The sequence below is a fragment of the Mycobacterium sp. genome, assembly GCF_049281135.1.
In the GTDB taxonomy this organism is placed as follows: domain Bacteria; phylum Actinomycetota; class Actinomycetes; order Mycobacteriales; family Mycobacteriaceae; genus Mycobacterium.
The window spans coordinates 1-12,010 of record NZ_JBAPRN010000290.1 but is presented as its reverse complement, the minus strand read 5'-3'; the positions used below and the strand labels follow the sequence as shown (position 1 = coordinate 12,010).

General features: G+C 64.5%; 12 protein-coding genes, 1 tRNA gene and 1 pseudogene. 4 read left to right on the top strand and 10 right to left on the bottom strand.

The features are described 5' to 3' along the window. Positions 1–77 precede the first annotated feature (77 nt). Positions 78–1,511, top strand: coding sequence for a WS/DGAT/MGAT family O-acyltransferase (locus tag WAN02_RS11695; RefSeq protein ID WP_422264330.1), 1,434 nt, complete (start codon positions 78–80; stop codon positions 1,509–1,511). A gap of 5 nt (positions 1,512–1,516) precedes the next feature. Here WAN02_RS11695 and WAN02_RS11690 read toward each other — a convergent pair. The 4 genes from WAN02_RS11690 to WAN02_RS11675 all read right to left on the bottom strand — a co-directional run bounded on the left by WAN02_RS11690 (position 1,517) and on the right by WAN02_RS11675 (position 3,548). Beyond that, a tRNA-Cys gene (locus tag WAN02_RS11690) sits at positions 1,517–1,590 on the bottom strand. A gap of 61 nt (positions 1,591–1,651) precedes the next feature. After that, positions 1,652–2,107 (bottom strand): SRPBCC family protein, encoded by a 456-nt coding sequence (locus WAN02_RS11685; RefSeq protein ID WP_422264329.1) that lies wholly within the window; start codon positions 2,105–2,107, stop codon positions 1,652–1,654. A 41-nt stretch (positions 2,108–2,148) separates the two neighbouring features. Beyond that, positions 2,149–3,222, bottom strand: coding sequence for a CaiB/BaiF CoA transferase family protein (locus WAN02_RS11680; protein WP_422264328.1), 1,074 nt, complete (start codon positions 3,220–3,222; stop codon positions 2,149–2,151). Further along, entirely contained in the window at positions 3,219–3,548 is a 330-nt protein-coding gene (locus WAN02_RS11675; RefSeq protein WP_422264326.1) for a cyclase, read from the bottom strand. The genes WAN02_RS11680 and WAN02_RS11675 overlap by 4 nt, the downstream gene beginning before the upstream one ends. Before the next feature lie 68 nt (positions 3,549–3,616). Between WAN02_RS11675 and WAN02_RS11670 the strand changes: the two genes are divergently transcribed. Next, a complete protein-coding gene (locus tag WAN02_RS11670) occupies positions 3,617–5,281 on the top strand; it encodes an alpha-keto acid decarboxylase family protein (protein WP_422264325.1) in 1,665 nt (554 codons plus the stop codon). Between the two features lie 20 nt (positions 5,282–5,301). Here the strand turns inward: WAN02_RS11670 and WAN02_RS11665 are convergent, their stop codons facing one another. Genes WAN02_RS11665 through WAN02_RS11645 form a run of 5 tightly spaced genes read right to left on the bottom strand, consistent with a single transcriptional unit; the run spans position 5,302 to position 10,343 of the window. Beyond that, positions 5,302–5,478: a (2Fe-2S)-binding protein gene (locus WAN02_RS11665; protein WP_422264324.1), complete on the bottom strand. Its 177-nt coding sequence runs from the start codon at positions 5,476–5,478 to the stop codon at positions 5,302–5,304. 12 nt (positions 5,479–5,490) lie between these two features. Further along, on the bottom strand, positions 5,491–6,120 hold the full coding sequence (locus WAN02_RS11660) for a fatty-acid--CoA ligase (RefSeq protein WP_422264323.1): 630 nt from the start codon (positions 6,118–6,120) through the stop codon (positions 5,491–5,493). Then, positions 6,117–7,553, bottom strand: a complete 1,437-nt coding sequence (locus tag WAN02_RS11655; protein ID WP_422264322.1) for a FadD3 family acyl-CoA ligase — start codon at positions 7,551–7,553, stop codon at positions 6,117–6,119. Before WAN02_RS11655 ends, WAN02_RS11660 begins: the two co-directional genes overlap by 4 nt. Before the next feature lie 25 nt (positions 7,554–7,578). Next, positions 7,579–8,769, bottom strand: coding sequence for an amidohydrolase family protein (locus WAN02_RS11650; protein WP_422264321.1), 1,191 nt, complete (start codon positions 8,767–8,769; stop codon positions 7,579–7,581). A 35-nt stretch (positions 8,770–8,804) separates the two neighbouring features. Further along, positions 8,805–10,343, bottom strand: a complete 1,539-nt coding sequence (locus tag WAN02_RS11645) for an AMP-binding protein (protein WP_422264320.1) — start codon at positions 10,341–10,343, stop codon at positions 8,805–8,807. Positions 10,344–10,459: 116 nt separating this feature from the next. Between WAN02_RS11645 and WAN02_RS11640 the strand changes: the two genes are divergently transcribed. Next, positions 10,460–10,885, top strand: a complete 426-nt coding sequence (locus tag WAN02_RS11640) for a hypothetical protein (RefSeq protein ID WP_422264319.1) — start codon at positions 10,460–10,462, stop codon at positions 10,883–10,885. A gap of 5 nt (positions 10,886–10,890) precedes the next feature. On the opposite strand, the gene WAN02_RS11635 is transcribed toward WAN02_RS11640, so the two are convergent. After that, positions 10,891–11,481, bottom strand: coding sequence for a TetR/AcrR family transcriptional regulator (locus WAN02_RS11635; protein WP_422264318.1), 591 nt, complete (start codon positions 11,479–11,481; stop codon positions 10,891–10,893). 216 nt (positions 11,482–11,697) lie between these two features. Between WAN02_RS11635 and WAN02_RS11630 the strand changes: the two are divergent. After that, positions 11,698–12,010, top strand: a pseudogene (locus WAN02_RS11630) (cytochrome P450); the annotation flags it as partial.

The following is a 12,010-nucleotide window of genomic DNA, read 5'->3' as shown; positions in this document are numbered from 1 at the left end:
GCGGCCGGTCAGAAATGTTCGCCGGACGGCGGCGACAAGCCTAGTGTTGAGAAATCAGCGTCGATGAAAGGCCGGCCGTGCAGCAGCTGGGTTGGACCGATGACATGATGCTGCGCGCCGAAACGCCCGAAACGCCACTGCAAATCCAGATGCTCCTGATTTACGACCCTTCGACCGCCCCGGGCGGCAAGGTCACCTTCAAGGGGATTCTCGAAGAGCTCGACGCGCGGCTACATCTCGCCGACGTCTTTCGTCGGCGGTTGACCGAGCTGCCCGGCGGTCTCGATCGCCCGTACTGGGTGGATGATCCGAGCTTCGATCTCGAGTACCACGTCCGCCATATCGGGCTACCGCAGCCCGGCGACTGGCGGCAGCTGTGCATCCAAGTCGCGCGGCTGCATGCCCGCCAGATCGATCTGCGACGACCGCCGTGGGAGATCACCGTCATCGAGGGGCTGAATTCCGTTCCGGGAGTGCCGAAGGGCTCGTTCGCGATGGCATTGAAATTGCACCATTGCGCGGTCGACGGGATGGCGAGCGTTCACATGATCGCGGCCATGCACGACCTCGCCGCCGACAGCCCACGTCCCCCTGCACCCGATAGTCCTTGGCAGCCCGGCCCGCTGCCCACTCACGCGAATTTACTGTCGCGCATGGCAGTAAAGGCAGCGCTGTATCCGTTGCGGGCGAGCACTGTACTTGCGTCAAGCGCCCCCAAGGCAGTGCGCGGCTTGGCCGCCCTGCCCGGCAAGCTGGTCAGCGGAGTGTCCCGGATGGCCGAGATCGGCACACCGTCGTTCCCGCCCAAGACGCGGTTCAACCAAACGGTTTCAGCGCACAGAGTTTTCGAGGCCCGGTTCCACGAACTCGACGAATTCAAACGGATCAAGGCGCGGGTCCCCGGCTCGACGGTCAACGATGTGGCGCTCGCCTACGTCGGCGGCGCCCTTCGCCACTATCTGGACGGCCACGGGGAACTCCCCGATGAATCGCTCGTCGCGGCATGCCCGATCTCGCTGCGCGACGCGAGCGCCAATAACGGCAGAGGCAACATGTTGTTCGGCCGGTTGCAATCGCTCGGCACGGACATCGCCGACCCACTCGACCGGCTCACCACGATCGCCGCGTCGACCGCGGGGAGCCGCTCGGAATCAGACCAGTCGACGCGGACCCAGTTGATCGAATTGATTGGAACCGTGCCGACCTCGTTGCTCGGCGTGGCGGCCAAGGCAGCGAGCGTGCTTCCGTTCTCCGGCCCTACGGTCGCCAACACGACCGTCACCAACGTGCCGGGTCCAACGCAGCCGATCTATTTCCGCGGTGCGCGCCTCCTGCGCGCGGCCGGTCTGGGGCCGCTCATCGGTGGCATGAACCTGATCCATGTCGTCGCGAGTTACAACGGCACCCTGTCGATCAGCGCTACCGCGGACCGCGATGCCCTGCCTGATCCGTCAAGGTATGCCGAATGCATGCAGCAGTCCTTTCAGGAATTGCTGTCTTGCACCAGCTGAGCCTGTGGAGCGAGTGACGGGATTCGAACCCGTGTGTACGGCTTTGCAGGCCGCTGCCTAGCCGCTCAGCCACACCCGCATGAGGACCTACCGTGCCACCGCCGACCACCGGCGGGCCACCGTTTAACTCGACACGATCGCTATTTCGGCTGCTCGGGCATCAGTGCGCCCATCACCTGGTCCCGCAGTCCCTTTGTTGCAGCGTCCAGCACGATCTCGCTGGCCCGCCTGACCACGAAAGCGGGAACAGGTCCGGCCGGCTCGACGGTGATGTCGAAGCGCACCCGGGTCTTGTCGACGCCGACTGGCTGCAGGCTGTACTCGACGTGTTGTCCGCGCTGCTGAAAGGTATCGCCGGCATCCCATACCACCCAGTTGGGGCCCCAGTGGTATTCCAGGATCTCGTTGTCGACGAGCCCGAAAATCTTGATCGTGGCCTTCACGTGGTGCGGCCGACCATCGGAGTACCAGTCGAGCACCTGAATTCGCTTGTGCACCGGCGACCATGAGGACAGTGACCCGACATCGGCAAGCGCCTCCAGGATCACTCCCGGCGGCGCGTCGATGACAATCTCTCTCGATGCTCGTACGGCCACTACTTACCAAGCTAGCAAGGCGGCACATTAATTGCGCTTGATTACCAGCCGATTTGGTCGAGTGCTGTGCTTGCCTGCGGTATCGGCCCGACCGGCCCGGACGGTGTCCGAGAGAACCGCGGGGCAGGCGCCGCCTGGTCGGCGCCGCCTGCATTGACCACCGTCGAGCGTGCGGCCAGGTGCGGGTCGGTGGCGGCCTCGCTCCACGTCAGCACCGGCGTGACACACGCATCGGTGCCGTCAAAGATCTCCGCCCACTCGTCGCGGGTCTTATCGGCGAATCGGGCGGTGAACGCCTCAAACATCTCTGAGTACGAACCGATTTCGAACTGACCCGGCACCTCGCCGGCCGACAGACCCAATCCGGCAAGCAAAGCCGCGAAGAACTGCGGCTCGATCGCTCCCACCGCCATGTATTTCCCGTCGGCGGTTTCGTAGCAGCGATAAAACGGCGCGCCGCCATCGAGCAGAAACGACTCACGCTCGTCACGCAGCGCACCGGTCGACTTCATCGTCCACATCATCTGCGCCAGCACACTGACCCCGTCGACCATCGCGGCGTCGACCACCTGACCGGTCCCTGACCGCTCTCGCTCGTAGAGCGCGGCGACGATGCCCACCAGCACGAACATCGAGCCGCCGCCGAAGTCGGCGACCAGGTTCAGCGGCGGCATCGGTGGCCGGTCACGGTAGCCCAGCGCCGACAGCGCCCCGGTCTGCGACAGGTAATTGATGTCGTGGCCCGCCGTGCTGGCCCGCGGCCCGTCCTGACCCCAGCCGGTGATCCGCGCAAAGATCAGTCGTGGGTTGACCGCCGCGCAGGCGTCGGGGCCGATGCCCAGACGCTCGCAGGTGCCGGGCCGAAAGCAGTCCAGCAACACGTCGGCTTTCGCAACAAGGTCCAGCAACTGTCGCGGATCTGCTTTGACGTCCAGATCCACGATCCGCTTCCCGCGGTGCAGCAGGTCGAGGTTCTCGGCGGGCATCGTCAGTCCACCTGGACGACGGACCCGGACCACGTCGGCACCGAGGTCCGCCAGCATCATTGCCGCGTGCGGGCCCGGCCCGATGCCACCGAGTTCGATGACCCGCACCCCGCCGAGTGGCCCTGTCAAGCTTGGCCCTTCTGCAGTTCCAGCACCCGGTCGCGTAGGCCTTTTGTACCGGTGTCGACCGTTCCTTTGATGGCGCGTTTGAGCACGAAGCCGGGCAACGGAACGACCGGGTCGACGCTGAGCTGGAAGGTGACCTTTGTCTTGTCACGGTCGGGCGTCAGTGTGTACGAAGCATCCTGCGACCGTTGTTGACCGGAGCTGACCAACGTCCAGCTGACCTTGTTCTTGCTCCATGTGTAGGCCACCACCTGTTCGTCGGTGATGACGTCGAGGATCTCTTCCGGGTTTGCCTCGATGACTATTTCGCGGGTTTCGTTGATTGCCATGACCGGACGATAGCGAGGCAGTGCCGAGTGAAGGGCGGTTTCGACGGCAGACGCGTAGCCTCGACGCCGTGAATGCTGCCGTTTCGGAACCGCCGTACACCGTCGGCGACTACCTCCTAGACCGCCTCGCAGAGCTCGGCGTCACCGAGGTGTTCGGGGTACCCGGCGACTACAACCTGGAGTTTCTCGACCACATCGTCGTCCACCCGCAGCTGCGCTGGGTCGGCAACGCCAACGAGCTCAACGCCGGATACGCCGCCGACGGATACGGCCGGCTGCGTGGAATGTCAGCTGTGGTAACCACATTCGGTGTTGGCGAGCTTTCGGCGTCCAATGCTATCGCGGGTAGCTACGCCGAACACGTGCCGGTTGTGCACATCGTCGGCGGCCCGTCGAAAGACGCGCAGGGCACGCGGCGGGCTCTGCACCATTCGCTGGGAGACGGCGACTTCGAGCACTTTCTGCGGATAAGTCGGGAAATCACCTGTGCGCAGGCCAATCTCATGCCCGCAACGGCCACCAGAGAGATCGATCGGGTGCTATGCGAGGTACGCGAGCAACGGCGCCCGGGGTATCTGTTGCTGTCCACCGATGTGGCCCGCTTCGAGACGGAGCCGCCGAGCTCGCCGTTGCCGCACTACACCGGCGGGACCAGCCCACGTGCGCTGGCGTTGTTCACCGAAGCCGCAACCACACTCGTCGGCGACCAGCAGCTGACCGTGCTGGCCGACCTTTTGGTCCACCGGCTGAATGCCGTCGACAAACTTGAGGCGCTGCTGGCCGCCGACGTCGTGCCGCACGCCACGCTGATGTGGGGTAAGAGTCTGGTCGATGAGAGCGCGCCGGAATATCTGGGTATCTACGCCGGCGCGGCCAGCGCCGAGCCAGTACGCCGGGCGATCGAAGAGGCGCCGGCGCTCGTGACGGCGGGCGTGGTGTTCACCGACATGGTCAGCGGCTTTTTCAGCCAGCGCATCGACCCGGCCCGGACCATCGACATCGGGGTGCAGCAGAGCACGGTCGGAACCGCGGTGTTCGCGCCGTTGGAGATGGGGGCGGCGCTCGATGCGATCACCACGATCCTCACCAAGCGAGACATCAGCTCGCCAGCGGTCCAGTCGAACTCCGATGCCGCGCCCACCGACCGGCCCGGCCGTGATCAGCCGTTGAGCCAGAACGTGTTGTGGGACAGGTTCTGCGACGCGCTCACACCGGGCAACATCGTCCTGGCGGACCAGGGCACGTCGTTCTACGGGATGGCCACTCACCGGCTACCCCGCGGAGTCACATTCATCGGTCAACCACTCTGGGGCTCAATCGGATACACGTTGCCGGCCACTCTCGGCGCGGGCCTGGCCGAACGCGATCGCCGACCGGTGCTGCTGATCGGCGACGGAGCCGCGCAGCTGACGGTTCAAGAGCTGGGTGCTTTTTCTCGCGAAGGCCTCGCGCCGGTCGTCGTGGTGGTCAACAACGACGGTTACACCATCGAGCGGATGATTCACGGAAAGACCGCGCCCTACAACGACATCGTGCGATGGAGCTGGGCCGACATCCCCACCGCGCTCGGCGTGACGAATCACTTGACGTTTCGGGCGCAGACCTACGGCGAACTCGACGATGCATTTGTCGCTGCGGCAGAGCACCGGGACCGGATGGTGCTGATCGAAGCGGTGGTACCACGCCTGGACATCCCCGACCTGTTGAGCGATCTAGTCGCCGACCTCGGCTGACGGCAGCCCGCGGCGGTAGCTCAGCCGCTGCGCTCGCCACTCGGTGTGCCGAGCAACTTGCGCAGTGTGCGACGGCAGCGGCCGCATTCGGCGCCCGCCCCGCACGCTTTGGAGATCTCCTTTGTCGTCGACGCACCGCCGGCGATGGCATCGGCCACCACCTGGCTGGTAATCCCGTTACACAGGCAGACGAACATCGAAGGGCCCGTTCACTCTTCGATGCGCATCATGTCGAAGAACTTGCCGATGAACACCGGCGGATAGGCGCCCACGCCGGCGCCGGCGATCCAGGGCGCGGCGATGTCGGGATCCTCGATCCACCTGCGCGCGCGGTCCTCGTCGTCGAGCTCCTGCAGAATCATCACTTCGTGGCCATCGTCAAAAGCACGGAACACCCATGTCTTCCGCACGCCTGCCGCGGTGAATCTGCCTAGTCCAGCGCCTATTTCGTCGAGCAACATCGGGATGTCGTGCACTGACGCCATCGCTGCCACGATCACGCCTGGCGCCTCTGAATCGAGTCTCGGCGACGGCTCGAATCGCTTCACTATCTCGCCGGCGAACACCGCCGGAATATCCTCGACGCCCACCGCGTCGAACCACTCGAAGAAGACCCGCGACCGCAGCAGTTCCCTGATCGGCTCGCGGCTGCGTACCAGGATGGTCACCATTACCCGGCCATAGTCGTGTGTTGAGGTGTAGACCAGCACGCTTTGCGCGCCGATCTCGGCAAGCTCTCGCTTGCGGCGTTGCAGCAGCGGCCACACCCGCTCGGGCTCCGGCACCCGGTAGTCGGACGTGATCACGATGGAGTGCGAACGGGGGGCTGCTGGGCTCACCGAAGTTGGTCCTTCATCACCTTCCCGGTGGCGTTCAGCGGAAGCTCACCGAGGAATTCGACGTATCGTGGCGCTTTGAATCCAGCCATCCGCTGGCGGCACCAGGCCATCAGATCTTCCTCGGACACGGTGCCGACGGCATGTTGAAGTGGCACCACAAAGGCCTTACCCACCTGACCGAGTCGCCGGTCGGGTACACCGATGACGGCGACCTGAGCGACGGCGGGGTGTTCAAGCATGAAGCCCTCGATCTCAGCCGGATAGGCGTTGAAGCCGCCAACAATGAACATGTCCTTTTTACGCCCGTCGATCCTCAGCCGGCCCGCCTTGTCGAAATTGCCCAAGTCGCCGGTGTGCAACCACCCGTCATCGTCGATCGCCTGCGCGGTGGCCTCTGGGTCGTCGAGGTAACCCTGCATAACGCCGTAACCCCGCACCAGTACCTCGCCGTCCTCGGCGATGCGCACCTCGACGTCCTCGCAGGGCAGGCCCGCGGTGGTGGCCACGTCTTCGAAGGAGTCGCCTGGCCGCGACAATGTCACATTGCCGGCTTCGGTGAGCCCGTAACCCGTCATCAACGTTTCGAAGGGCAGTTCGCTGTGGATACGGCGAACCAGTTCGACCGGGATGTCGGCGGCACCGGTGACACCCGCCCGCAGCGATGAAAGCTTGGCTTTGTCGGAAACGGTCAGCAATGAGTGGTACAACGTCGGCGGTCCAGGCAGCATCGAGATACGCTCGCGCTCAATCAGATCCACCACTACGTCGACGTCGAACACCGCCAGCGGCAGCATGGTTGCCCCGCGCAGGAACGACGCGATCAGGCCCGCTTTCAAGCCGAACGTGTGAAAGTACGGGTTGATCATCAGATAGCGGTCACCCTCGCGCAGGTCGGCGAGCGTCGCCCACTCCTCGTACATGCGCAGGGTTTGGCGATGATTCATCATCGCGCCCTTCGGACGCCCGGTCGTTCCCGAGGTGAAGATGACGTCGGACACATCGGTTCCGCTGACTGCCCGCTCGAACGGCGAACCGCTGGAAAGGAAGTCGGACGCCAGGTCGATGACCGGCACCCCGGCGGGCGCGGTGTAGTCCAGGCCGAGGAAATCCTTGCGCACCAACACGGCCTTCGCCGCACTGCGGGTAATGACGTCACCGGCTTCGTCGGGCTTGAACCGCGTATTCACCGGAACCAGCACGCCGCCGGCGGTGAGCAGTCCGAACGCCGCGATGATCCAGTCCGCCGAATTCGGCGCCCAGATGGCGACACGATCGCCCTCGGCAACACCCAGCTTGTCGAACGCGCCTGCGGCACAACGTATCCGCTCGATGAGCTCAGTGAAAGTCAAGCGCAGCGGACCGTCGACGACGGCTTCGGCGTCGCCGAACCGGTCCGCCGCGCTCAAGACCATCTCCGGGATGGTCTTCCACATCAAAGTGGCCGGCCTGGCGGATAGGTCACACCGTGACGAGTCGAGACAGGTTTCCGCCCATGATCTTTGCCTGGTCGTCGACGGACAGGTGCGACAGCGCGTTGACGTAGAAGGTCGGCTCCGCCAGCCCTTCCGGATGCGGCCAGTCCGAGCCATACAACACCTGATTCACACCGACGAGATTGACCAAGTCGTCGATGCCGTCCTCGAAGAACGGGCTGACGTGGATCCGGTTCTTGACCATCTCGATCGGGTCGCTCGGGAAAGCCTCCGGGGCCTTGCGGAATACCTCGGCCAGGCCGTCGAGCAACGGGGTCATCCACTTCGAACCGGCCTCGACGATCGCGACCTTCAGCTTGGGATGGCGGTAGAGCGCGCCGTGGATAACCCACGACCCCACCGCGTCCTGGATCGGCCGCCACTCGTTGAGGATGCCCATCGCATTGGTTTGGAACGGCAGCATCTCCTGTTCGGCACCGTCCCACTCCGAGGTGTACCGGGAGTAGCCACTGTCGCTGGAGTGCATGCCGACCAGTAGGTCGTACTCGACGACCCGCTCCCAGAACGGGTCGAACTCGGGCACCGCGAACGACCGCGGACCACGGAAGCCGGGGACCGGAGCCGGCCGGATCAGGATGCAGCGTGCGCCGCGCTTGACCACCCACTCCAACTCCTCGATCGCCTTCTCGACGATCGGCAGGGTGATAACCGGGGTCGTGAAGATGCGGTTCTCGTAATTGAAGCCCCAGACCTCATCGAGCCACTCGTTCAGTGCATGGACCAGGACGTGGATGGCGACTGGGTCGTCGCGCAGCCGCTCCTCGAGCAGGCTGGCCAACGTCGGGAACATCAGGGTGCGGTCCAGCCCCAGCTCGTTCATCTTCTCCAGGCGCGGGCCGGGCTCGAAGAACGCCGGGATCGCGCGCATGGGCTCACCGAACAGCTCGCGCTTGGTTTTGCCGTCCGGGTTGCCGTACTTGAAGTACTCCTCCCATGCCCCCGGCCGGGCGACGACCTCGAAGGTCGGGTTGGGAATGTAGTTGCTGATATGGCCGCGGATCGCGATCTTTGTGCGCCCGTTGATCTGCACGTACTGGACGTAATCCTTGTACGCCTTGGGCAGGAACTTGGTCAGCGCCTCGGGCGGCTCGTAGAGATGGTTATCCGCGTCAAAGATTGGAAACGGGACGTCTTCCCGATGCGACAACTGACCCATGGAATCCTCCTTCGCAATTTGTGAGAATACTATTCTCAGCCCGAGGTTACCGCAATGCCCTCACGCACCAGACGCTTCTGTACCTTGCCGCTCGCCGTACGCGGATAGTCGTCGACTTCGAGCAAGATCTCCGGCCACTTCTGCCGAGCTACCCCTTGCCGCCCGAAGTGGGCCCGGACGACGTCGAGGCTCGGCAGAGCGTGCCCTGGCCTGAGCCGCAACACCGCGGCCACGCGCTCGCCCAGAACGGCGTCGGAAGCCGCGACCACCACCGCCTCCGCGATACCGGGCATTCCGAGCAGCACCTCTTCGACTTCCAGGGCGCTGATGTTCTCGCCGCCGCGGATGATCACGTCGGCCTTGCGGTCGGTGATGGTGAGGTAGCCATCGGCATCCAGCACACCGATATCTCCGGTGTGGTACCAGCCGTCGTTGTCGAAAGCGGCCGCGGTGAGCTCGTCGTCGACGTAGCCCAGGCACAGATCCGGGCCGCGGCTGAGGATCTCGCCGTCGGCCGCCAAGCGGATCTCCACTCCCGGCATCGGGTTGCCATCGGTGAGCAGGCGTTTGTCTTCGGGCGCATCCAGCGTCGACCCGGTGATCGACGGGTGCTCGCTGCTGCCGTAGGACCGGAACACGATGACGCCCAGATCCGTCAGCCGTCGCGTGACCGTGGCCGGCACCGTCGAACCGCCCAGGCCGAGGGACGTGAACCGGGCCCGGTGCGCGGGCGTGCAGTCGGGGTGATCGAGCAGGCTGGTGACGAAGTAGGGCGGCCCGCCGCCAAGGGTGAGGCCGTCGCGTTCCATCAAGCCGAGCACGACTCCCGGATCCCAGTTGTCGACAAGGTGAACCGCTCCACCGTTGAGCACCGGGATCAGCAACGCGGCAAGCATTCCGATGAAGTGGCCGACCGGTGTCGCGGTCAATTGGTTGTCGCCGATGGACCGGATCTGGCCGGACAGCTGACGCGCCTCGCAGACCAGGCTGCGGTGACTGTGAATGACGCCCTTCGGCGCGCTGGTGGTGCCGGAGGTGAACGCGATCAAAGCCGGCGCCGCCGGGTCGGCAGGCACCGTGCCGGGCATGGGTTCGTCGGCGAGCAGATCGTCGAAATCCCGCCCGACCAGCCCGACGATCGGGACCTCCGAACACAGATCGGGTTGATAGGTCAGCCTGCCGAACTCCTCAGTCGTGATGAACACCCGCGGCTTGGCTGCGGCGAAGATTGGCGCGAGTTCCCTGCGGCCATAGAAATGCACAATCGGCACCAGCGCCGCACCGAGGAAAGCCGAGGCCCAGAACGTCGCCGCGGCTTCCATCCAATTGGGCAGCTGAAAAGCCACCACATCACCGGCACCGACGCCGCGGGCCCGCAGCCCGGCCGCGAGCCGACGGGCTATGACTTCGACGTCGGCGAATGTGCCAGACCACGGCCGGACATCCGAGTACACCCGGAACGTCGCACCCGGTGCGGCCTGCAGCCCGTGGGCCAGCACCTGCCCGAGACTCTCGCGCGTCCACCAGCCCGCTTGTACATATCGGGTGACCAGTTCGTCAGGAATATTGCGCATTGGCTTCGACGCTCCGCCGGCAAACGTTAGGGTCTTGGGTAAGACAGTGGCGATGTTATTCTCCGCTAAAGAGAATGCCAATATCGCCCCGGGACTGTGGATGGCCGGAGGTGCGCATGACAAGCATCGGTAAAGGCGCCGCAGCGTTGACCCTGCTGTCGGCGCTCAGCTGCAGCACGCTGGCCGTCGCCCTCGCTCGCGCAGACGACCCGGTCATGCACGAGGTCAAGTACGTCGTCACGGCAGCCAACCCGATCTATGCCGACATCTATTACCTGGATCAGGACCCGGGGAAGTTCTCCAACTACAGCCACGACCCGTACCAATACACGCCCAATATCCAGGCCGACATCGCACCCGGTCACCCGTGGGTCTCGCCGCCGGTGATGCTGACGGACCCCGCCGACTACGCAATGGTTGTCGTGAGCACCGGGACGGAGCCGGGTACCCCGATGTTCCATTGCGCGCTCGTCGTCGACGGAAAGGTCGTTAAATCCAACGACGGCCCCAAGGGCACGCTCTGCTCGCTTCGTAATTGGTGAGGCGGCTAGATTTCGGGGTCGCCCTCGAGATGGCGGAGGTAGCTCTCGACGATGTCGACGGTCTCGCGGTGGCCGGCCGACATACCGAGCGCCTGCTCGATCACCAAGACTCGAGACACACTGGTCATCAGGACGGACCAGACCAACGGCGGAAACTTGGCGGGGTCAACGCCGTAACGATCGAGAACCGTCGACAGCGCTTTTCGTTGCTCCTCGCGAAACCGCTCGGCGTAGTAGGCAATCTCGGCCTTGAGCGCCTTGCGATGGTTGGCGAGCGCAATGAATTCACTCGTGATCGCGGTGGCCGCCGGGTCGGTACTGAACCGCCACAACGCCCACAGCGGTTGCGGCGCCTGCAACACCTGCGCTTGCACCTCAAGGCCTTCTTCGGCGCGGCGCCGGAACGCCGCGAGGAACAACTCGTCCATGGTGCGGAAGTAGTAGTGGACCAGTTGCGGCTTGAGCTCCGCCTTCTCAGCGACTCGCCGCGAAGTGACTGCGGCATAACCCTCTTCGAGCATCAGCTGCTCGGCGGCGTCGAGCAGCACGCCGCGGTTCTTGGCGTCCGGTGCTCCGATCCTGCGCGCCGAAGTCATGCCGTGATTCCAAACTCTCGCCGAATACCTGCTGAACATGCCGATCGTAGCGTCGGGCCACAGTCTCGCCTTGACCACGACATTAGCCCCATGCTAAGCAGGTGCTCAGCAAGAACTACACTTTGCCCATCTCAGTCCGGGGCGGCATACGGCTCATGGCGGACCGCCCGCCCCACACCATCACGGGTACATCAGCCTCGGGAGGCGCGCGACACCATGGCAGTCTCTGATTCAGCGTTCGATTCCATCGACTTCTTCGCCGACCCGTCGTTGGTTCCCGATCCGCATCCCTACTTCGATTACCTGCGTAGCCAGAACCCGGTGACGCGTCTCCCGCACCACAACGTCTTCGCAGTGACTGGTTGGGAAGAGGCCAACGCGGTCTACAAAGACCCCGACACGTTTTCAAATGTCGTCGCGCTCGGCGGGCCGTTTCCACCGCTGCCGTTCGAGGTCGTCGGCGACGATCTCACGTCGCTGGTCGAGGCGCACCGCAGTCAGTTCCCGATGAACGAGCACATGGTCACGA